This window comes from Corynebacterium pseudogenitalium (genome assembly GCF_024453815.1).
GTDB classification, from domain to species: Bacteria; Actinomycetota; Actinomycetes; order Mycobacteriales; family Mycobacteriaceae; genus Corynebacterium; species Corynebacterium pseudogenitalium.
Window position 1 is genome coordinate 802,129 of the sequence record NZ_CP072934.1, and the last position, 20,272, is coordinate 822,400.

General features: G+C 60.4%; 20 protein-coding genes. 8 read left to right on the forward strand and 12 right to left on the reverse strand.

Going from position 1 to position 20,272, the window contains the following annotated elements; translation table 11 throughout:
- Positions 1-91: 91 nt before the first annotated feature.
- Genes KBP54_RS03875 through KBP54_RS03890 form a run of 4 tightly spaced genes read left to right on the forward strand, consistent with a single transcriptional unit; the run spans position 92 to position 3,653 of the window.
- A complete protein-coding gene (locus KBP54_RS03875; protein ID WP_070362790.1) occupies positions 92-1,048 on the forward strand; it encodes a metal ABC transporter substrate-binding protein in 957 nt (318 codons plus the stop codon).
- Between the two features lie 3 nt (positions 1,049-1,051).
- Positions 1,052-1,801, forward strand: coding sequence for a metal ABC transporter ATP-binding protein (locus KBP54_RS03880; protein WP_070362789.1), 750 nt, complete (start codon positions 1,052-1,054; stop codon positions 1,799-1,801).
- 50 nt (positions 1,802-1,851) lie between these two features.
- Complete coding sequence (locus tag KBP54_RS03885; RefSeq protein WP_240492728.1) at positions 1,852-2,754, forward strand: metal ABC transporter permease; 903 nt, start codon at positions 1,852-1,854, stop codon at positions 2,752-2,754.
- On the forward strand, positions 2,751-3,653 hold the full coding sequence (locus KBP54_RS03890) for a metal ABC transporter permease (RefSeq protein WP_070362787.1): 903 nt from the start codon (positions 2,751-2,753) through the stop codon (positions 3,651-3,653). Before KBP54_RS03885 ends, KBP54_RS03890 begins: the two co-directional genes overlap by 4 nt.
- Here KBP54_RS03890 and KBP54_RS03895 read toward each other — a convergent pair.
- The gene (locus KBP54_RS03895; protein ID WP_070362786.1) at positions 3,556-4,257 is read right to left on the reverse strand and encodes a metal-dependent transcriptional regulator; all 702 of its coding nucleotides are present in this window, start codon (positions 4,255-4,257) and stop codon (positions 3,556-3,558) included. The genes KBP54_RS03890 and KBP54_RS03895 overlap by 98 nt on opposite strands.
- 5 nt (positions 4,258-4,262) lie before the next feature.
- Positions 4,263-4,706, reverse strand: coding sequence for a hypothetical protein (locus KBP54_RS03900; protein ID WP_070479302.1), 444 nt, complete (start codon positions 4,704-4,706; stop codon positions 4,263-4,265).
- Between KBP54_RS03900 and KBP54_RS03905 the strand changes: the two genes are divergently transcribed.
- On the forward strand, positions 4,705-5,856 hold the full coding sequence (locus KBP54_RS03905) for a YihY/virulence factor BrkB family protein (protein WP_070976166.1): 1,152 nt from the start codon (positions 4,705-4,707) through the stop codon (positions 5,854-5,856). The two genes, KBP54_RS03900 and KBP54_RS03905, sit on opposite strands and share 2 nt — an antisense overlap.
- Here KBP54_RS03905 and KBP54_RS03910 read toward each other — a convergent pair.
- Positions 5,853-7,499: a peptide chain release factor 3 gene (locus KBP54_RS03910; RefSeq protein WP_256006392.1), complete on the reverse strand. Its 1,647-nt coding sequence runs from the start codon at positions 7,497-7,499 to the stop codon at positions 5,853-5,855. The two genes, KBP54_RS03905 and KBP54_RS03910, sit on opposite strands and share 4 nt — an antisense overlap.
- 132 nt (positions 7,500-7,631) lie before the next feature.
- Here KBP54_RS03910 and KBP54_RS03915 point away from each other — a divergent pair, with 132 nt between their 5' ends.
- Complete coding sequence (locus KBP54_RS03915; RefSeq protein WP_256006614.1) at positions 7,632-8,186, forward strand: NADPH-dependent FMN reductase; 555 nt, start codon at positions 7,632-7,634, stop codon at positions 8,184-8,186.
- A gap of 13 nt (positions 8,187-8,199) precedes the next feature.
- Here KBP54_RS03915 and pth (KBP54_RS03920) read toward each other — a convergent pair whose 3' ends face one another.
- Positions 8,200-8,802, reverse strand: a complete 603-nt coding sequence (gene pth, locus KBP54_RS03920; protein WP_256006394.1) for an aminoacyl-tRNA hydrolase — start codon at positions 8,800-8,802, stop codon at positions 8,200-8,202.
- Between the two features lie 54 nt (positions 8,803-8,856).
- Here pth (KBP54_RS03920) and KBP54_RS03925 point away from each other — a divergent pair, with 54 nt between their 5' ends.
- The gene (locus tag KBP54_RS03925) at positions 8,857-9,771 is read left to right on the forward strand and encodes a nitronate monooxygenase (protein WP_256006395.1); all 915 of its coding nucleotides are present in this window, start codon (positions 8,857-8,859) and stop codon (positions 9,769-9,771) included.
- A 6-nt stretch (positions 9,772-9,777) separates the two neighbouring features.
- Here the strand turns inward: KBP54_RS03925 and pth (KBP54_RS03930) are convergent, their stop codons facing one another.
- The 7 genes from pth (KBP54_RS03930) to KBP54_RS03960 form a co-directional block, all read right to left on the reverse strand.
- Positions 9,778-10,353, reverse strand: a complete 576-nt coding sequence (pth, locus tag KBP54_RS03930) for an aminoacyl-tRNA hydrolase (protein ID WP_256006397.1) — start codon at positions 10,351-10,353, stop codon at positions 9,778-9,780.
- An 84-nt stretch (positions 10,354-10,437) separates the two neighbouring features.
- Entirely contained in the window at positions 10,438-11,070 is a 633-nt protein-coding gene (locus KBP54_RS03935; RefSeq protein ID WP_070362778.1) for a 50S ribosomal protein L25/general stress protein Ctc, read from the reverse strand.
- Positions 11,071-11,211: 141 nt separating this feature from the next.
- Positions 11,212-12,276: a histidinol-phosphate transaminase gene (hisC, locus tag KBP54_RS03940; RefSeq protein ID WP_070976173.1), complete on the reverse strand. Its 1,065-nt coding sequence runs from the start codon at positions 12,274-12,276 to the stop codon at positions 11,212-11,214.
- A 33-nt stretch (positions 12,277-12,309) separates the two neighbouring features.
- Positions 12,310-13,668 (reverse strand): amino acid permease, encoded by a 1,359-nt coding sequence (locus tag KBP54_RS03945; RefSeq protein WP_070976174.1) that lies wholly within the window; start codon positions 13,666-13,668, stop codon positions 12,310-12,312.
- A gap of 162 nt (positions 13,669-13,830) precedes the next feature.
- The gene (locus tag KBP54_RS03950; protein ID WP_070362775.1) at positions 13,831-14,808 is read right to left on the reverse strand and encodes a ribose-phosphate diphosphokinase; all 978 of its coding nucleotides are present in this window, start codon (positions 14,806-14,808) and stop codon (positions 13,831-13,833) included.
- Positions 14,809-14,817: 9 nt separating this feature from the next.
- The gene (gene glmU / locus KBP54_RS03955; RefSeq protein WP_071573299.1) at positions 14,818-16,257 is read right to left on the reverse strand and encodes a bifunctional UDP-N-acetylglucosamine diphosphorylase/glucosamine-1-phosphate N-acetyltransferase GlmU; all 1,440 of its coding nucleotides are present in this window, start codon (positions 16,255-16,257) and stop codon (positions 14,818-14,820) included.
- 66 nt (positions 16,258-16,323) lie between these two features.
- A complete protein-coding gene (locus tag KBP54_RS03960) occupies positions 16,324-17,550 on the reverse strand; it encodes an MFS transporter (protein ID WP_256006399.1) in 1,227 nt (408 codons plus the stop codon).
- 54 nt (positions 17,551-17,604) lie between these two features.
- Here KBP54_RS03960 and KBP54_RS03965 point away from each other — a divergent pair, with 54 nt between their 5' ends.
- The gene (locus KBP54_RS03965; protein ID WP_256006401.1) at positions 17,605-19,137 is read left to right on the forward strand and encodes a multicopper oxidase family protein; all 1,533 of its coding nucleotides are present in this window, start codon (positions 17,605-17,607) and stop codon (positions 19,135-19,137) included.
- A 41-nt stretch (positions 19,138-19,178) separates the two neighbouring features.
- Here the strand turns inward: KBP54_RS03965 and KBP54_RS03970 are convergent, their stop codons facing one another.
- Positions 19,179-20,222 (reverse strand): DUF3800 domain-containing protein, encoded by a 1,044-nt coding sequence (locus tag KBP54_RS03970; protein ID WP_070362772.1) that lies wholly within the window; start codon positions 20,220-20,222, stop codon positions 19,179-19,181.
- Between the last annotated feature and the right edge of the window lie 50 nt (positions 20,223-20,272).

A 20,272-nucleotide genomic window follows, 5' to 3' on the forward strand; every position in this document is an offset into this window, starting at 1 on the left:
TTCGTGTGAGTTTGCACATAATAAGTTGCAAGTTCGGTAGGGCGAACTTTAGGGTTGGTGAGGTACACCTTAGTTTGAAAGGAAACACTTCATGTCACGCACATCCAGGATCCTCACTGCATGCGCGCTTGCCTTGGGCGTAGGGCTCGCAGGCTGCTCGTCTACCGAGGACAACCAGGCGACACAGGACGGCATCAACGCCGACGGTGCGCTGCAGGTCTACGCAACCACGGGTTACCTCGCGGATGCCATCGCCAACATTGCGCCTGAGGCGGAGGTCACCACGATGGTTGGCCCGGGCGGGGACCCGCACACCTACCAGCCCTCAACGAAGGACATCGACAAGATTCAGTCCTCCGATGTGGTGTTCTGGAACGGCCTGCACCTCGAAGCTCAGATGATCAAGCAGCTGGAGAGCCTCGGGGACCGCCAGCTGGCAGTAGGAGACAAGCTGCCGAACAATCTGCTGCTTGACTGGCCAGAAACCGATGCTGAGGGCAACCCTCTGCATGACCCGCACGTATGGAACAGTCCAGAGGCGTGGAGCCTGGTTGTCGGCGAGGTCGCAAACAAGCTTGCAGAGGTCGACCCTTCGAAGTCCGATGAGTACCACGAGAACGCCGCGAAATACCAGGCGGAAATCGCGGATGCGAACGAAAAGGCTGCAACCATGCTGGCGAACATCACTGGGCCACGCATCTTGATCACCGGCCACGATGCCTTCAACTACTTCGGCAAGACCTACGGGTTGGATGTGTACGCGACGGACTTTGTTTCCACAGAGGCGAAGCTGTCGGCGTCGGAACTTTCGGACCTTGCGGATCTCATCGCGGACAACAAGGTGCCGACGATCTTCCAGGACAATCAGGCGAACCCGCAGGCGATTAAGAGCCTGCAGGAGGCTGTGCACGCCCGCGGGTGGGATGTCGCCATTTCTGACGAGGAGCTCTTCGCCGACACCCTCGGCCCCACCGCGCCAACGGATACCTACATCGGGGCGTTCCTGCATAACGCTGAAGCAGTTGCTGCAGCGCTCGGGGGCAAGTAACCCATGACTACGCAGACGTTTGCGTGCGCGACGCATAATCTTTCCGTTGCCTACCACCTCGATCCGGTCCTGGAACAGGTGAATGTGCGGTTCCCCGAGGGCGCCATCATGGGGATCGTCGGGCCGAATGGTGCCGGCAAGTCAACACTGATCAAGGCGATGCTGGGGCTTATCCCGACGCTGACCGGGGAGACCGAGTTCTTCGGCCAGCCGCTCAAGGCAGTGCGCCACCGCGTGGGGTACATGCCACAACACGCGAGCGTCGACTGGGACTTTCCTACGACGGTGCTCGACGTGGTGACGATGGGTACGTACGGGAAGCTGGGCTGGTTCCGCAGGGCGGGGAAGCGCGAACGCGCCGCCGCATACGAAGCCTTGGAACGCGTAGGGATGCAGGATTTCGCTGGCCGCCAGATCGGCGCACTCTCAGGCGGGCAGCGCCAGCGCGTCTTTCTCGCACGCGGGCTAGTACAGGACCCGGACTTGTTCTTCCTCGACGAGCCGTTTCAAGGCATTGACGCGAAAAGTGAGGCGACAATTATCGACGTGCTCCGCACCATGCGCGAGAATGGCACAACAATCGTGATGGTGCACCACGACCTTTCGACAGTGCCGACGTACTGCGATGCGGTGACGCTGCTGGATAAGACAGTGATTGCATCGGGGCCAGTCTCCTCCACGTTTACGCCGGAAACGATTGCGCAGGCGTACGGGTTAGGCGCGGACTCGATGAGATTGTTGGGTGTGCTGTGATGGGGACGTCGATAAGCCTTGGTGCGTTCTTTGCGAACCACACCTATGCCATGGTGTTTTGGGGGACCACCATCATTGGCGCAGTGGCAGGGATGCTTGGGACGTTCGCGTACCTGCGCAAGCAGTCGCTGACCAGTGATGTGATTTCGCACTCCGCACTACCAGGCACGTTGCTGGCGTTTTTGCTGTGCGTCGGGCTGGGAGTCGACGGCCGTAACATGGTTGCGCTGCTGGTTGGAGCCGTAGTCACTGGTACGTGCGCGGTGATGGTGGCGAACACGATTACTGCCCGGACGCGGACGTCGATTGACGCGGCGATGGCGATCAGCTTGTCGTTCTTCTTCGGGTTCGGGATGCTGTTGCTGGACGTGATCACGAGCAATCCGTTCCCAGGCAAAGGTGGTATTCAGGACTACCTGTTCGGCAACGCATCCGTGATTACCAGGGCGGACCTGCGAATCAGCATCATCGTCGGGTTGCTCGCGGTCTGCGTGATGTGCGTGTTGTTTAAGGAGTTCGAGCTGCGCTCCTTCGACCCCGTGCAGTCCACGATGCTTGGGTTTCGCCCGAGGGTCATCGACACGGTGATGTTCATGACGATCGCGCTTGCGACGGTGATCGGCGTCAAATCTGTCGGGTTGGTGTTGATGGTGGCATTCGTCGTAACTCCGCCTGCCGCGGCGCGCCAGTGGGTGCAAACGGTGCCAGCGATGGTCGTGCTCGCGGGCGTGTTTGGAGCCGTCGGCAGTGGTGCTGGATCCTACTTGTCCATCGCGCTTGGCAACGTGCCGACCGGCCCCGTTATCGTGCTTGTCCTGTTCGCGGTGTTTCTGGTGTCGTTCATCTTCGCCCCGAAGCGAAGCGTCATCGCCCGGGCCCGTTCGCAGCGGCGAGCGACGGCAGCGCTGCGTGCCCGGCTGGAAACAACAGTTTCGGCGGAGGTAGCGTCGTGAGTTTCATCGTCGGAACACTTTTGCTCGCGGTGGTCACGGCGTGCGCATGCGCAGTGCCGGGAGCATTCGTTGTGCTGCGGAAGCACTCCATGCTCATAGATGCTATCGGGCATGCGATCTTGCCGGGCATTGCCCTGGGGTACTTGTTTACGAACAACCTGAACTCACCGGTGGTGATCGTGTGCGCGGCGCTGGCCGGTGTGGCGGTGGTCCTCGGCGCACAGTGGCTCGGGGATTCGGGACTCGTGACTGGAGACGCCCCGCAGGGCCTCATCTTCCCGGCACTGTTCAGCGTGGGCGTCATCCTGATTACCTCCCACTTCTCGAACGTCCACCTGGATACACACGCGGTGCTCGTCGGCGACTTGAACCTGGCTGCGTGGAATCAGCTTACTGTTGGCGGGGCGCAGCTGGGACCGGTGTATCTCTACATCATGCTCGCGGTGCTAGCGCTCAACGTGGTCGCGATTGGTCTTGTGTATCCGCAACTGCTCGCGTCCACGTTTGATGGCCAGTTCGCACGCAGCATCGGCGTGCCAGTGAGCATGCTGTCCGTCGCGTTTATGTTCCTGGTGTCCTTGACCGTCACAGCAGCGTTCAACGCAGTCGGGGCGATCCTGGTCATTGCACTGGTGGTCATCCCCGCGGCAGCAGCCAAACAGTTGGCCACGACGGTACCGCGCATGATGACCCTGACGGTTCTGCTCGCTGCGGTTGGGGCAGTCGCAGGCTTCGGCGTCGCCTACCTTCTCGACGCCCCCACCTCCGCCACGATGACTGTCATCTACGGGCTCGAGTTCCTCAGCTGCGCCCTCTGGGCACGGCGGGCTCAGCGGTCACCCACACGGCGTCCGCTGCGCGTTTCCCGAGCGCAAGTGGAGGTTGCTGGCCGTCGATAAGCACTTCGACGGTGTCAGAGAACGGGGCTGCCTGCTGGGTACGCAAGTGCGTACCCACCGTGATACCGGAGGTGTCGAAGAACTGCAGCAGACTCGGGTCACCGTCGGAGACACGTTGGACCACGACGTCGTTGTCTGGGGCGATCGTGCTCAGCGGCTCAGCGTGGAATTGCGGCACGGTGCCGTCGGCGGCGGGGATGGGGTCGCCGTGTGGGTCGCGGGAAGGGTAGTTGAGGTGGGCGTCGAGGCGCTGCAGCATGAATTCCGAAACGGCGTGCTCGAGGACCTCGGCGTCGTCATGCACCTGGTCCCACGAGTATCCGAGCGTTTCCACGAGGAATGTTTCGATGAGGCGGTGACGGCGAATCATCGCGACGGCGTGCGCGCGGCCTTCCTCCGTCAGCGTAATGGGCGCGTAAGGCTTATGGTGTACGTACCCTTGCTGAGCAAGCTTCTTGACGGCGTCCGACACGCTCGAGAGCCGAAGCCCCATGTAATCCGCCAGCACCTTGGTGGTCACCTTCGTGTCTGACCATTCGGTGAGCGCCCAGAGTGACTTGAGATAGTCCTGCGTACTGGTGGAGAGCTGGGAAACGGAATCCATGGGGCTTACTGTACAGACTCGAGAATGAACGCGAGGTGCATGGTCTGCAGCTCGAGCTCGCCTTCGGTCGCCGGCAGCGAAGCGATTTCCTGACGCGCCTCAGCGGTCAGCGGGATGACCCATCCAGCATTGGGGTCGAGTACAGGAACAGCGGGCTTTTTGACGGGCACCCAAGTCACGGTGCGCGCGCCGGGGCAGATCATTTGGAGCGGGCCGTCGATACGCTGGAGCTCCGCGAGTGCCGCCGGTGTAGAGGTCACGACGACCAATCGTTCGTCCGAACCTGGAGAGAGCGCCGCAGTCGTGACCTTGAGCACCGGGAGCTCCACACGCTCATACTCCGTCGGGTACTCTGCGAGTGCAGGAGCAGCGCCCGCCCCGAACCATTTCTTGATCTGACCCAACACGCTCATGGTGCACACGATACCCTGTACTAGGGTAAACGCCATGGAACACAGCGAATCGCCTCCGGCGACAGACTACGTCGTGCCCTATGGTCCCGGCGAACTCGTGCACGTGCCGCAGCACAGCGACAGGCCTGACGTGTTCACAAAAGATAACCGAGTGACGCCGCAGGGCTGGGTATACGTGGCCAAGCGTGTCATTGCAGACTTCTCCGTTGACGCGATGCTTGACCGCGCGGCTGCGCTGACCTATTACGCCGTGTTGTCTATCGCTCCGATGATTTTGGCGGTCTACTCGATCGCGACGCTGCTGCTGCCACGTGACGAGGCCGCCGTCAATGACATCATTGACGACTTCATTGCACTCTATGTACCCGAAGCATTGGAGGATGAGGCCCTGCGCTTCCTCCTGACGGTGATTGGCACCCCGGCGCAGAGCACGATTGCGCTGGTGGTATCGATCGTGGTCTCGCTTCTTTCCGCATCCGCGTACGTGCGGTCCTTCTCCCGGAACGCGAACGTCATGTACGGCCGCATAGAGGGGCGCAACCTGGTCCGCACGTGGTTCACCATGTGGGTCACCACGCTGATAATGGTGCTTGGGGTGATCGTGATCATCGTCGGCACGTTTTTGCGCGAGTCAATTGTGAACGGTCTGCTGCAGCCGATCGCAGAACCTCTAGGGATGACAGATACCGTTGATTACCTGACAAAGATCTTCCTGCCTGTCTGGGATTACGCCCGCTTCCCAGTCATCATCGTGACTGCGATCGCGTTGATCTCCGTGCTCTACTACGTTTCGCCCAACGTACGGCCGGAGAAGTTTCGCCTGCTCACCCTCGGATCTTCGATGGCGTTGACGGCGATTTTCATTATTTGGCTTGGCTTTTCGTGGTTCATCGGCACGATCGGGATTTCGAGCGCGTACGGGGCGTTCGGTACGGCAGGTGCCGTGCTTGTCCTGGTGTGGGTGATGAACGTCGTGCTACTTGAAGGCGTCAAGATCGACGCGGAAGTGCTGCGCGTGAAACAGCTGCAGGTCGGCTATGACGCAAAAACAATCATTCAGGTCCCGCCGAGAAGCACGAAAGCGGTCGACTTCCGGCTGAAAGTGCAGCGCTGGATCGACCGCAGTGCCTCAACGCTCAAAGCGCAGGAGGAGGATGACGACGTCGAGAAGGACCTGGAGGCCTAGTCCGCGACGAGCGGCTCCATCGTCAGGTTCGGGTGCTCCTTCTGGATGAAGGCCAGGCGCCACTTATCGCCGAACAGAGCGATCAGCTCGCCGTCGGAGCGCGTAAAGATCTCGACGCCGCGCTGGCGTCCAAGCGCCTCCGCAGACTCGGCGTCAGTCCGGCGGGCCACCGAGTACGGGATTGGTTCCGTGACTGTTTCCACGTTGTACTCCAGCTCCATGCGAGCCTGCATGACCTCGAACTGCATCGGGCCGACGGCCGCCATGACCGGAGCAGCGTCGCCGCGCAGGTCGTTGCGCAGGATCTGGACAACGCCTTCCGCATCCAGCTGGTCGAGGGCCTTACGGAACTGCTTATACTTGCCCAAAGACTTAGCGCGCAGCGTCTGGAAGTGTTCCGGTGCGAACTGCGGCATCGGCGGGTATTGCACCTTCTTGCCCGCGTAGATCGTGTCGCCCGGCGCAAGCGATCCGGCATTGACCAGGCCGATGATGTCGCCGGGGAAGGCGGTTTCCACGGTGTCGCGGTTTCGGCCGAACACAGTCAGCGCGTACTTGGTGGAGAAGGTACGGCCACTTTGCGCGTGGGTAACCTGCATGCCGCGGTCGAACTCGCCGGAGATGACTCGCATAAACGCCAAGGTGTCGCGGTGGTGCTTGTCCATGCCAGCTTGGACTTTGAACACCACGCCGGAGAAGTCGTCGTCGAGCTCGCGGTGGGAATCCATCGCGGTGGTTGAAGTCTCGACGGCCTTGGGGTCGGCGTCGCGGCCCTGCGGGGCCGGGGCAATAGCGCACAGCGTGTCCAGGATTTGGTGGACACCGAAGTTCAACATCGCGGACGCGAAGATGATGGGGGAGGTCACGCACTGCTCGAACAGGGTTTGGTCGTGCACAGCGCCGTCAGCGGCGAGCAGCTCGGCCTCCTCGACGGCGGTTTCCCAGGTCTCGCCCTCGCGGTTAGCTGCCTCATCAGGGGAGTAGTGTTCTTCCGGCGCGATAGTGGACCCGCCGGCGGTACGGATGAAGTGGATGTAGTTGTCTGCTTCGCCGTCGGCGTTGATGTGGGCGAGGCCGCGGAAGTCGCCAGCTTCGCCGACAGGCCAGTACAACGGCGTCGGCTGCAGGTCGATCTCCTGGACAATCTCGTCCACCAGCTCGAGCGGCTCGCGGCCGATGCGGTCCCACTTGTTGACCACCGTGACGATCGGCAAGCCGCGCGCCTTGCAGACGCGGAAGAGCTTGAGGGTTTGTGGCTCAAGGCCCTTGGCGGCGTCGATAAGCATGACAGCGGCATCGACTGCGGACAGCACGCGGTAGGTATCTTCGGAGAAATCGGCGTGACCAGGCGTATCAACCAGGTTGATCATGTAGGGCGTCGTCGCCTCCGCGCCTTCGGGGAGGTACTCGAACTGGAGCGCCGAGGACGCTACGGAGATTCCGCGTTCCTTCTCCATGTCCATCCAGTCGGAGACCGTCGACTTGCGGTTGCCCTTGCCGTGCACCGCACCTGCCTCCGAAATGACGTGCGCGTGCAACGCAAGCGCTTCCGTCAGCGTTGACTTACCAGCATCGGGGTGGGCAATGACTGCGAACGTGCGGCGACGGTGGGCCTCTGCGCGGGTACCAGTAGACGTGCTCATAAGTGCTCAAGCGTAGTCGCAAGGCGGGGGAGATAGACAACCGGAGGCAGGTAGGGTGAGAAGCGGCGGTGCTATAGTCGCCGCGGTTGGGAAAGAATTAGGTCAACGTAACGCAACACTGTGAGGTTTGTGATGAAAGTCGGAATCGTGCTCGGATCCATTCGACAAGGCCGCTTCGGCGAGCAAGTTGCCCACTGGGTCGCTGATGCTGCTGCGAACAGCCCCGACGTCACCTACGAGATCCTTGATCTCCAGGAGTTTCAAGTCCCGCTGCTTGACACGGCGACGCTACCTGGGGGCGCGAACAAACAGTACGCCGATGAGCGTGTTACCGCATGGTCTCGCGCAGTCGATAGTTGCGACGGCTACATCTTCGTTACCCCTGAGCACAATCACTCCGTGCCTGGCGCGATGAAGAACGCCTACGACAGCCTCAGCGGCGAGTGGGCCATGAAGCCCGTCGCATTCGTTGGATACAGTGCCGACGGCGCGATTCGCGCGGTGGAGCACTGGCGGCAGATCGTCGCAAACTTTTCGATGTTCGACGTGCGCAACCAAGTTGCCCTTTCACTTTTCGACGACGCCACCAACGGCACCCTCACCCCGCGCCCTCAGAAGAACACCGACCTGACGAAGATGCTGAATGCGTTGGAACAGTTCTTGCGTCACCACTACGCTTCCCAGTAGGTGCCACCGCGGGCTAGCTGCGCGGGTGGATTTCGTTTTGCGCCTGCGCCAACCCCGATGTGGTGATTACACGGACGGCGTCGGCGGCTAACGCGATTGCTTCGCTGGGTTGAGATGCGAAGTCCGCGAGCACCCAGTCAGGGATAGCGATGCCGCTTGCTTTCGGCGGCCTGCCGATGCCGACGCGCACCCGCACGTAGTCGCGCGCCCCGAGCTCCTGCGACAGAGACTTCAACCCGTTGTGGCCGTTCTCGTTGCCGCCCTGCTTCAGGCGCACCTTCCCGGGAGGAAGATCCAGCTCATCGTGGACGATCACGATCCGTTCCGGGGGAAGGTTGTAGCGCGCGGCGAGCGGGGCGATGGCCTTGCCAGACTCGTTCATGTAGGTGTGTGCGCGGGCGTAGGCCACACCATCCTTGACGGCGAAGGAGTATCCGCGGCCGGTGGTGACCGGAAGCCCTTCCGCGAGCGCGTCCACAACGAGGTAGCCGATGTTGTGCCGCGTCTTCTCGTATTGGGTACCTGGGTTGCCCAGCCCAACGACGAGCCAGTCAATGTTTTCGGGTTGCTTAGGGACAGAGTTGGTGCGCTTGGGGCGGCGGAAGAAGTTCAACACGGAGGCTAGTGTAAGGCAAAACCCCTCGATTCTCACGGTGGGAGCCGCTAGCGTATGGGTATGCAGCTACCGAAGATTATTGCGGCTCCGATGGCGGGAGGACCCTCCAGGCCGGCCCTTGTCAACGCCGTGACGTTTGGGTTCCTTGCGTTTGGGACCTGTAGCGTCGCGCAGGCCCGCGAAGAACTTGCGGAGGTCAACGGCAACTTTGGCGTGAACTTCTTCATGCCACAGCAGATTGCGCCCGATCAGCGTGACGTCCGCGCGCTGGTCGCGGAACTTGGGGTGGAGGTGCCGGATGTTGACTTGAGCTGTGGCTTCGAGGATAAGTTTGCGATTGCGCTCGAGGCTGGCCCTGCAGTGGTCTCCTCGACGTTCGGGTGTTTTTCCGAGCGCGAAATTCAACGCGCACACAACGCCGGCGCGCAGGCCTGGGCGACCGTCACCAACGAAGAAGAAGCGAAGGTTGCCGTCGCGCGTGGCGTTGACGCACTCGTGGTGCAAGGAATTTCTGCAGGAGGCCACCGTGCTACGTGGTCGCCGAACGAGATGCCGGACCCACGTGACACCCTGGAGCTCGTCCGCGTGCTCACAAGCATCGGAGTGCCAATCATCGCGGCCGGGGGAGCGCGCACGCCCTACGACGTCGACCGTCTCATTGAAGCAGGCGCTACGGCGGTATCCTGCGGCAGCGTATTCCTCATGACGGACGAAGCCGGAACGAGCCTGCGTAACCGCGAGCTGCTCCAAAGCGATCGGTCGACGATTGCTAGCAGGGCGTTCAGCGGACGGGTCGCCAGGGGTATCCAGAGCGCGTTCACAGACGCACACCCCGATCTGCCGCCGCTCTACCCCTACCTGCGACCCATGACCTCGGAGAATGACTACTGCCTGGTTGGCGCTCGGCGAGGCACCTTGCCTACGGGGCCCGCGGCGGCCGTGGAAGCGTGGATAGCAGGTACCCGTTAGCCCTGTTTAACCCTGCGCTTGGGCGATGAGGGCGTCAGCCGCATCCGCAACAGCAATTGCGACATCAATCTGCTCCTTCGCCGCGAATTGGCGCAGCACAAAGTCCGCCGGCGGCATCTTGCCAGGCGGGCGGCCAATCCCGACCGCAAGCTTGTGGTAGTTCTTACCGTTTTTCAGCTTCGACAGCGACTGGGTCACCGACTTCAGCCCGTTATGCCCGTGGTCGCCTCCGCCGGTGCGCAGCTTCACTTCTCCCAATGGAAGGTCAAGCTCGTCGTGGACCACGTACAGGTCCGCGGGGGAGGCGTCGAAGTAGTCAAGCAGCGCCTTGACCGGGCCGCCGGACACGTTCATATAGCTTTGCGTACGTGCCAGGACTACTCGACGGTCCGCCAGAAGCCTGCCTGCGGCGAGCTCCGCAACCTGGGTATTCGTGCGTTTGTGTAGCGCAAGCGTCGCCGGCGACATCGTTGCTCTGCCCGCGAGCTCCTCAATAACAGACACGCCTACGTTATGGCGGGTTCCTTCGTATTTTGGGCCAGGGTTTCCAAGGCCCACGACGATGATTGGTGAAGCAGTCATTCCCACATCATAGGCGCAGACGGCAAAACGCCCCGCTCGCATGTGGAACGGGGCGTCGAAACGCTGTGAAACGCAGCGGGAGGATTACTCAGCTTCCTCAGTGGACTCTGCGCCAGCTTCAGCGCCGCCCTCTTCAGCTTCCTCAGCTGCAGCCTCGAGATCCTCGTCAACCTGCTCGTAGGTGAAGTTCACCAGCAGGTGATCCGGAGCGGACACCAGCTCAGCGCCCTCAGGCAGCGTGACGTCGGCAGCGGTGATGAGGTCGCCGATCTCCTTGCCATCGATGTTGACCTCGATCTCGTCCGGGATGTTCAGAGCGTCGATCTCGATCTCGATCAGGTCGGACTCGACCAGGACGACTGCGTCTGGGTGAGCCTCGCCGACAGTGACAACAGGGACCTCGACGACAACCTTCTCGCCGCGCTTAATGCCGAGCAGGTCGATGTGGTCGATATCGAGGGTGATCACGTTCTGGTCGATGTGCTTGACCATCGCGAGCAGCTTCTCGCCGTCGAGCTCCAGCTCAACAATGGCGTTGACGCCCTCGTTGCGCACGATGGAGGTCATCTCGATGCGGTCGACAGAGAAGTGGATGTTGTCGATGCCAGCTTCGTAGAGAACGCCCGGGATACGGCCGTCGCGACGCAGGCGACGTGCAGCGCCCTTGCCGAACTCTTCGCGCTTCTGACCTGGGACAACAACTGGGGTAATAGCCATGTTTGTGACTCCTTTTGTAATTGGGCCACAAAAAACCTGTGACCACTGAACGGACAAATTGCTCGTCGAGTGATCACAGGCCAAAGTCTGAGATACATATCGCGTCGATAACGGCCAAAATCAGCCCTCGCCGAGACCCAGCTAGCTTAGGTTTCGACGCCCACCATTGTCAAGCGCCCGCCAGGCGGCAGTGCACGCATTGGTTTCTTCCTCGTTTGTCACCGTAATACGGATGCCTTCATCAAAGGCGCGAACAAGCACCCCGTGCGAAGCAAGCTGCGCCGCCAACTCCTGCGGTGATTCGTTCAAACTCTCTGCCGGAACCCACACGAAATTCGCCTCGGAGTGGGGAGTTCCGTATGCAGCGAAGAACTCCTGCAGCCGCTCACGCTGCGCGCGCGTCCGGGCGACGCGGTCGTGGAGCTCGTCTTGTGAAGACAAGGAAGCAAGCGCACCGACCTGTGCCACCGAGCTCACACTAAACGGAACGGCGACCTTATTCAGCGCATCGATCGTCTCCTCCTGGCCGAACGCGTAGCCAACGCGCGCTCCGGCCAGCCCATACGCCTTGGAAAAGGTCCTCAGGCACACAACGTTGGGATACACCTGAATTTCATCGACACCGCGCGGGGAGTCGGTAGCTGCGTTGTATTCGAAGTAGGCCTCGTCCAGCGCGACGATAACGTCTTGAGGGACGCGGGCCATGAAGTCAGCCCACTCACGCTCCGTGATTGTGGTGCCCGTCGGGTTATTCGGGTTGCACACAAACACCAGGGAAGTTCGTGGGGTAATTGCATCCGCCATCGCTGGCAAATCCATCCGGTGGTCAGCGGTCAATGGCACTGCAACCGGCGTAGCTCCCGCGATCTGAGCGAAAATCGGGTACGCCTCGAACGACCGCCATGGGAAGACGACCTCGTTGCCCGGCTGCGAGGTCATGGTCACCAGCTGCTGGCACAGCGCTGAAGACCCGGTGCCGACAGCGACCTGCTCCGACCGCACGCCGAGCGAGGCAGCAATCGCCTCGCGCAGTTGCATCGCACCCATGTCCGGGTAGCGGTTCACCGACCGCAGTGATTGTGCCATCGCCTCCTCTACTGCGGGCAGTGGGCCCTCAGCAATCTCATTGGAGGAAAGTTTCACCGCACGCTCGTTCCTCTGGCCGGGGACGTAGGACGGAAGGCTATCGAGATCTTTGCGAATCAACTCGGATGCTCCTTGAGTAGAGAATAGAAAATTTTAGGCGCGCGACTTCGGCTTCAACGCCCAAATGATTGAAAGCGCGATCACCCAGCCGATCAGAGCGAACAGGCCGGTGCGGTAATCAGGCAGGAATGCCATCAGGACCAGCACCAGGATGAAGAACCCTGCACAGATCCAGTTTGCCACTGGGTACCACGGAGCGCGGAACGACACATCGGGGTGCGTCTTCCGGAAGTTCAGGTGCGCGAAGCACACAGCAGCCCAAGTAATCAGCTCGGAGCCGACGATGATGGCAAGCAGGATGGCGAACACACGACCCTCAAAGAAGTAGTTCATGAAGACCACAATGCCCATCAGCGAACCGTTGAACAGCAGAGCGCGAAGCGGCAACCCCTTTTTGGTTGTTGCTGCGAAAAATGAGGACGCCTGGCCATTGCGCGCGAGATCGCGCAGCATACGGCTTCCCGAGTACGTCATTGTGTTACACACTGACGCAACCGCTACCAAAATAACAAGGTTGAGCAAGTGGGCGGCGCTGTCGATTCCCACAGAGGAGAGCACCCTGACGAACGGGCTGGCGGAAATATCCTGTTCGTCCCACGGCGCGAGCAGCAAGATGACGCTCATGCCACCGATGTAGAAGACCAAAATGCGCCAAATAACAGAGTTCACTGCGCGTGGGATCGTCTTCTCCGGGTGCTCTGTCTCGCCAGCTGCCGTGCCGATCGACATGATGCCGCCGAATGTAAAGGTCACCGCTACCAGGGAGAACAGCACACCAGATGCGCCATTCGGGAAGAATCCGCCGTGGACAAAGAGGTTGCCAAAACCGACTGCTGGTTCCGGACCAAGACCAAGCACCAGCACAACGCCCAGAATGATCATCAGGATCAGCGCAATGACCTTAAACAGTGAGAGCCAGTACTCGGCCTCTGCGAACACGCTCACGCGTGCTGCGTTCACAAGCATCACAACGACAAGCGTGACAAGCGCAGTGAGCCAGTGTGGAATGTCAGGGAACCAGAAGTCGAGGAAGGTACCCATCGCGGTGAGCTCAATCATGCCCACCACGATGGTGGTAAACCACCAGTTCCATCCCGTGATAAACCCGGCGCGCGGGCCGATAAACTCACGAGCATAGGCCGCGAACGAGCCTGAGACAGGATGCGCTACTGCCATCTCGCCGAGCATGCGCATCAGCAGATAGACGATGAACCCGACAATTAAAAATGTGAGCAGGACCGCTGGGCCCGCATAGCTAATGGATTCCGCAGAACCAAGAAACAGGCCAGTTCCGATACAGGAACCGAATGCGATCATCTGCAGCTGGCGGTTTTTCACCTTGCGCTGCAGGCCACCATCGCTGGTGACTTGGTGTTGTTCATCGCCGCTCATTGGCGTACTCCTTGCGATAAAGATTGCCGGATAGCCGGAGGCTTCCTCACACATTAATCAATTGCGTGTGTCAGACAACCGTTGGGTGTGCACAAAGAACCCCCTTGACGCCGCTTCGCGGGGAAGCGCGCAAGGGGGAGATCCCGAAAGTGAGGCGTAAGGCTATGCCTGTCCCTCGAAGAGCGTCGTTACCGAGCCATTTTCGAAAATCTCGTGAATGGTCTTTGCCAGCAGCGGAGCGATGGAAAGCACGGTGAGGTTCTTCCAGCCTTCGGTGCTCTGCGGAAGCGTGTCGGTCGTGATCACTTCCTCCGCGCCACAGTCGCTCAGACGCTCACGTGCCGGGTCAGAGAAGACACCGTGGGTACACGCGATGACGACCGACTTCGCGCCGGCCTTCTTCAGCACGCCGACCGCACCTGCGATGGTGCCACCGGTATCAATCATGTCGTCCATCAGGATGCAGTCTTTGCCGTCGACGTCGCCGACAACGCGGTTGGAGACAACCTTGTTCGCGGCGTCGATGTCTCGAGTCTTGTGCACGAACGCCATCGGGGCATCACCCAACATATTGGCCCACTTCTCAGCCGACTTCACGCGGCCAGCGTCAGGGGAGACCACCACGAGGTTGTCCATCGGGTACTTGGACTTGATGTAGTCCACCAGGATTGGCTGAGCGTGCATGTGGTCGACCGGGCCATCGAAGAAGCCCTGGATCTGATCCGTGTGCAGATCCACGGACACGATGCGGTCTGCGCCGGCAGCGGTGAGCAGGTCAGCAACCAGGCGGGCGGAGATAGGCTCGCGGCCACGGTGCTTCTTGTCCTGGCGGGCGTACGGGTAGAACGGCAGAATCGCGGTGATGCGCTTTGCGGAACCACGCTTGAGTGCATCAATCATGATGAGCTGCTCCATCAGCCACTTATTCAGCGGCTGCGCGTGCGACTGCATCACAAAGCAGTCCGAGCCACGCACGGACTCTTCGAAGCGGACAAAGATTTCACCATTCGCAAAATCGCGCGCGGTGGTCGGTACCAACTCGATGTTCAGACACTTTGCGACGGCCTCCGCAAGCTCAGGGTGGGCGCGTCCAGTAAATAGCTTGAGGTCTTTTTGGCTTTCCGTGGAATATCCAGTCATGGTGATCCTTTAGTTCTCGCGTGCTTTCTTTGCAGCATTCGCTGCGTCCGTACCCGGGCGGTTGGCCTCAACCCAACCTTCGATGTTGCGCTGATGGCCTTCCTTGATGGCCAGCGCACCCGCCGGCACATCCTTTGTTACCACCGTACCTGCGCCAGTGTACGCGCCATCGCCTACGGTTACTGGCGCTACGAACATCGTGTCCGAGCCAGTTCGGCAGTAGTCACCGATCGTGGTGTGGTGCTTCTGGACGCCGTCGTAGTTGGCGAACACAGACGATGCGCCGATGTTGGACTCGCGGCCAACGGTGGCGTCGCCAATGTAGGTCAGGTGTGGCACCTTTGAGCCTTCGCCAATCTTTGCGTTCTTGGCTTCGACGAATCCGCCGAGCTTGCCATTCGCGCCAAGTTCGGTGCCTGGGCGGATGAACGTGAATGGGCCGACGTTCGCGTTCGCGCCGATGACGGAGAGGGAGCCCTGCGTGCGGACAACCTGTGCACCCTCGCCGACCTCCATGTCCGTCAAGGTGGTATCTGGGCCGATGGTCGCGCCGTTGCCAATCACGGTTGAGCCCCACAGCTGTGTGTTTGGCTGAATGATGACGTCCTGGCCGATCTCAACATCCACGCCGATCCATGTCGTAGCAGGGTCGACGACAGTGGCGCCGGCGCGCATGGCGCGCTCGACCAGGCGACGGTTGAGTTCCTTGCCGGCCTCGGCGAGCTGCACGCGGTCGTTCACGCCGGCCAACTCGCGAGGGTCCTTCGCCACGTAGGCGCTGACGGCTTTGCCGTCGCCGCGCGCGATGCCGAGTACGTCGGTGATGTAGAGCTCGCCCTGCGCGTTGTTGGCGTCGATGCGGGTCAGCGCATCGCGCAGGACCGCGGCATCGAAGGCGAACACGCCGGAGTTGACCTCACGGACCTTCTTCTGTTCCTCGTTAGCGTCCTTTTCCTCCACGATTTCCAACACGTTGCCGGAAGCGTCGCGGATGATGCGGCCGTAGCCAGTTGGGTTGTCGAACTCGAGCGACAGCACGGTGACGGCGGCGCTGGTGGCTTTGTGGGCGTCGATAAGCTCGGTGATTGTCGATGGCTGCAACAGCGGCACATCACCGTTCGTAACAACGACAGTGCCCTCGAAGTCTGGGATGACCTCAAGCCCGCACTGCACCGCGTGGCCCGTGCCGTTTTGCTCCTCCTGCACTGCCTGCTTGATGCTGCGCCCCATCTCCTCGGCGATGGCATCGACGGCGGGGGAGACCTGGTCGCGCTGGTGGCCGACAACCGCGACGAGCTCCTGCGGGCCTACCGCGTTGGCTGCGTGCAGCGAGTGCGCCAGCAGACTGCGTCCGCCGATCTCGTGCAGTGTTTTCTGGATGCTGGACTTCATGCGCGTGCCCGCACCTGCGGCGAGGACTACGACGGCGCATTCAGGATGATTTACCACTGAACGGGTACTCCTTAATTCATCGGTGAATGAGGTATAAAACCAACTGCACAACAGCATAACGCGCTACACGCGCGAGTTTGCAGACACATCCTTCAAACCTGCCGCGCGCCACACACCCACCGCGCCGACCGCGGCTAGGAATAGCAGCGTTGCTTCAGGTCCAAGGGTCGAAATCGCTGATGAGATCGCACCGACGATCAGCAGGACGATCCCCATCGCTGTGTTCGCGGCGCCCGTGATCATGGTGCGGCGATCGCCCTCCGCCATGTCCACGAGGTAGGTCTTTCGGCCTACGCGCACCGTCGTGTGTGCCAAGTTGACCAGGAAAAACCCGATTGGCATGATCCAGCGGTTGGCCTCGGGAGTAAGCCAGTGCCCGGACATCACCAAGAGCACGAGCACGACGGATGCGGCGCCAGCAGCCCACGCCATCGCGTTTTTCGACGACTTATCCGCCCACATACCGGAGACCTTTCCACCAACGAGTGCTGCGCCACCCGATGCCAGGATGAAGCCGCCGAGTGAGGAAAGGTTCGTGCCCTGTTGCTGGGCCAGCACGACAATAAATGGCGTCGATAAGGCGGTGACCAGCATGAGGGAGCGAACGATGAGGAACTTCTGCAGGTCCCTGTCGTCCTTAATCAGGTCCCACGTTTGGCGTGCCCACCCCTTGCTGGAGGCCTCCGACGGTTCCTCTTCAGGCTCCTTAATGGTGCGGAAAACCAGGGAGGCGAACGCCCAGGTAGAGGCGCCCGCCGCAAGGAGCGTCACCAGGACCCATCGGGGTAGGTCATTCGGGAGAATTGCGAACAGGACACCGATCGCGAGGGTGACGGCGCCAGACAGCGCGGTCGCTTGGCCTGTGATGAGGCCACGCCGGCCTTTCGACACGGTTCGTCCTTGTACGTCCTTGCCTGCGATTGAGCACAGCGCGCGGAAGATAGACAGCGCCGCAAGCAAGATGACAACCGCAACACCCAGTGCGGCGCCGTTGAGCAGTGCCGCGGCGAGTGCAATCAGCGCCGCTGATGTGGCCTGGCCCCACGAACCAACCAACCACACCCACTTTCGCGACCTCTGTGATGTGACCCAGGGGCTCAACGCGGCTTGCGGCAGCATTGAGCCCGATTCGCGGATCGGCACCAAGAACGCTGTGAATAGGGCCGGAACCCCGGCAGCCGTGAATAGCCACGGCAGGACCGTCTTCGCGGCGACGATTTGGTCACCGATGCCCTGTAGACCGTTGGCCCATACGAATCGGCGTGCGTTGTACTCCTCGTGAGACGTCATACCAAAGATAGTAGGGTCGGCAGCAGACTTTATACATTCGGATGAGGAGAACCAATGGCTTCGGCACGTGCCAACCGCAACGTCATCAGCAGAAGGACATTCTTCAAAGGGGCACTGTTAACGCAGGTAGCAGTGCTGGCAGCGTGCGCCGGGGAAGGTCCGGGCGGGGTGCGCTCCGGGCAGGCGACGCCCGCGGGTGCTGACGCCGAGTCCCGCCCGCTGCCCATCCCGCCGCTGGAACAGGGCACGCTTAACGGCACCACGCGCAGCTTTGAACTCACCGCGCAGCAAGGCGAGTACGAAATCGTACCCGGCACCATGACGAAGACCTGGGGCTTCAATGGCCCATGGCTTGGGCCCACGCTCTACATGCGCCAAGGTGAAACGATCGAGATGAAGGTGAACAACGAGCTCGACGAGCCGACGGTGGTCCACTGGCACGGTCTCCACCTGCCCGCGGCGGCTGATGGCGGTCCGGCCCTCATCTTTGATCCTGGCGCGAGCTGGGAACCGACCTGGCAGGTCGAACAGGCGGCGTCTACCTGCTGGTACCACCCGCACCCGCACGAGATTTCCGCGCTGCACGCGTACCGCGGCCTCGCCGGGGGCATTGTCGTTGCCGACGACGCTTCCGACGCGCTCGGCCTGCCGCAGGAATACGGTGTCGACGACATCCCCGTCATCATCACCGATGCGAAATTCACTGAGGATGGCCAACTCGACGAAACCATCGACCCAACCTATGGTCTCCTCGGGACAACGCCGCTGGTGAACGGTATCACGAAGCCGCGCTTTGAGGCGTCGACAAGCCGTGTTCGACTTCGCATCTTCAACGGTGCAACGATGCGCTTCCACCATCTCAGCCTCGGCGTGCCGTTCAACATCATCGCGACAGATCAGGGGCTTCTCGACGCCCCCATCGAAGCCGACGCGGTCCTGCTAAGTCCAGGCGAGCGTGTGGAGATCATCGTGGACCTCGAAGCCGGCAAGGACCTCATGTTGCGCAGTGACGGCGTCCCGAACGGCGGAGGCCTCCCCGACGAGGAAGTCGCCAACGGGTTTGGCTTGCAGGACACTTTCGATTTGCTCGAGATCAAAGCCCCAGCAAACGACACCGCGCTTGCCACGCTGCCGACGCAGCTCATCCCCGTGATCCGCCCTAATGTCGCTGGTGCGCCGGAGCGCGAATTCCGGCTCAACGGCTTCCAAATCAATGAGCAGTCCATGGACATGGAACGCGTCGACTTTGTGATCGACCACAACGGCCCTGAAATCTGGCACGTGACCAACGAAAACTCCGACTGGCCGCACAACTTCCACGTACACAATGCCAGGTTCCTGGTGGACAAGGTGGACAACGGCGAGGTTGCTTTCACCGAAGGCTGGCACGACACGATCTATGTACCGCCACTGTCAACCGTCACCCTCATTGTGGAGTTCGGCTGGCACCCGGATCCGACCTTGGCGTACATGTACCACTGCCACATGCTCTTCCACGAAGATGAAGGGATGATGGGGCAGTTCGTCATGGTTGAGCCTGGGCAGAAGGCGAACCTGCGGCCGATGCCGGAGGGGCATCACCACTAGGCTAAGTTCCAGGAAGACCACGACCTGAAAAGGTTTAAGAATTACTTGGAAGCTTTGCCTCCGCGAATGGCGTCTAACTTCCGTTGTAAGTCAGGGGAACCTGCCGAGACGATGCGCTGCAGCATTTGTTGGTTGCCTTGCATACGGCGTTTGTTTCTGGCTTCGTGCTCCGCAGCGATTTCCCAAAACTTTGTCGTGTTTATTAGATGCTTTGGAGAGCACTTCAATGAGTGATCGGTTGAATTGCTCCAAATAATCGAGTTGCTGGAGGGCGAACAGCGCTTGAACACATCTCTACAGAGGTCGACCGACCAAGCAAATTGTGACCGTTCTGCGAAGTGGTAGTCTGTGAGCCGTCCGAGCAACGCACACGTCCAGTCAGCAAACTGGATAGTTCCGTATAAGTGACTGTCGGCCTGAATCGGAACTTCAATGATGCTGCGGTTATCTTTGTTGGTTTTGCTGTAAATAGTTTTGCCAAGTGTTGCGACCGCACGTTCACGGTTGTCCGTATCAGTTGCATCCATGATGACCAGCAGCTCTTCATTGGCTTTCGTCGCTATCCTGCCAAGCCTATTGATGGCTTGGATCAAACAATGTTCCTCGCGCTCTTGAGAAGTCTCTTTAGTGACGCTGACTGGGCCAATTGGCTTCTCTTGTCCAAAGAAGAAGAGTTGACCACCAAGATTTCCCAGTTTTCGGTACAGCCTCTTAGTCGCTGGGTTGATTTCATCCTTGTACTCGCGGATATTCGCGGTGGTAAAGAGTGCTGATCCCTTCTTTTCCCACCGTCTTGGATGCGCATTAGCTTGCGTAATTTCCCAGTCAAGAAGCTGTTCTTTTACGTACTCAAAATAGCCACCAAATTGCCGAACGCTGTGCGACGGTATCAAATACCCGGCATAACCAAATACTGGGTGTGTATTAAACTTTTTATGGTCATGTCGGATGTAGGGGCCCTGGTGTCCGAATTCATCGAGGTAGGCTATGAGCATGGCGGTTCCTTCGAGATAGCTCAGCGGCCAGAACAATGCTTTGCTCTGGCCGCCGGAATTAGCGCGGTACGCGTGTTTCAGCGCCGCCACTGCAATTTCAATATAGCTTTTCCGGTAAACGGAGTCAATCGTGCAGTTTC

Bases quoted from the DNA above. Each gene is read 5' to 3' on its own strand.
- KBP54_RS03875 (WP_070362790.1), top strand. From the start codon at position 92: ATGTCACGCACATCCAGGATCCTCACTGCATGCGCGCTTGCCTTGGGC.
- KBP54_RS03880 (WP_070362789.1), top strand. From the start codon at position 1,052: ATGACTACGCAGACGTTTGCGTGCGCGACGCATAATCTTTCCGTTGCC.
- KBP54_RS03885 (WP_240492728.1), top strand. From the start codon at position 1,852: ATGGTGTTTTGGGGGACCACCATCATTGGCGCAGTGGCAGGGATGCTT.
- KBP54_RS03895 (WP_070362786.1), bottom strand. From the start codon at position 4,257: ATGGATTCCGTTTCCCAGCTCTCCACCAGTACGCAGGACTATCTCAAG.
- KBP54_RS03905 (WP_070976166.1), top strand. From the start codon at position 4,705: ATGGAACACAGCGAATCGCCTCCGGCGACAGACTACGTCGTGCCCTAT.
- KBP54_RS03900 (WP_070479302.1), bottom strand. From the start codon at position 4,706: ATGGCGTTTACCCTAGTACAGGGTATCGTGTGCACCATGAGCGTGTTG.
- KBP54_RS03910 (WP_256006392.1), bottom strand. From the start codon at position 7,499: ATGAGCACGTCTACTGGTACCCGCGCAGAGGCCCACCGTCGCCGCACG.
- KBP54_RS03915 (WP_256006614.1), top strand. From the start codon at position 7,632: ATGAAAGTCGGAATCGTGCTCGGATCCATTCGACAAGGCCGCTTCGGC.
- KBP54_RS03925 (WP_256006395.1), top strand. From the start codon at position 8,857: ATGGGTATGCAGCTACCGAAGATTATTGCGGCTCCGATGGCGGGAGGA.
- pth (WP_256006397.1), bottom strand. From the start codon at position 10,353: ATGACTGCTTCACCAATCATCGTCGTGGGCCTTGGAAACCCTGGCCCA.
- KBP54_RS03935 (WP_070362778.1), bottom strand. From the start codon at position 11,070: ATGGCTATTACCCCAGTTGTTGTCCCAGGTCAGAAGCGCGAAGAGTTC.
- KBP54_RS03945 (WP_070976174.1), bottom strand. From the start codon at position 13,668: ATGAGCGGCGATGAACAACACCAAGTCACCAGCGATGGTGGCCTGCAG.
- KBP54_RS03950 (WP_070362775.1), bottom strand. From the start codon at position 14,808: ATGACTGGATATTCCACGGAAAGCCAAAAAGACCTCAAGCTATTTACT.
- KBP54_RS03960 (WP_256006399.1), bottom strand. From the start codon at position 17,550: ATGACGTCTCACGAGGAGTACAACGCACGCCGATTCGTATGGGCCAAC.
- KBP54_RS03965 (WP_256006401.1), top strand. From the start codon at position 17,605: ATGGCTTCGGCACGTGCCAACCGCAACGTCATCAGCAGAAGGACATTC.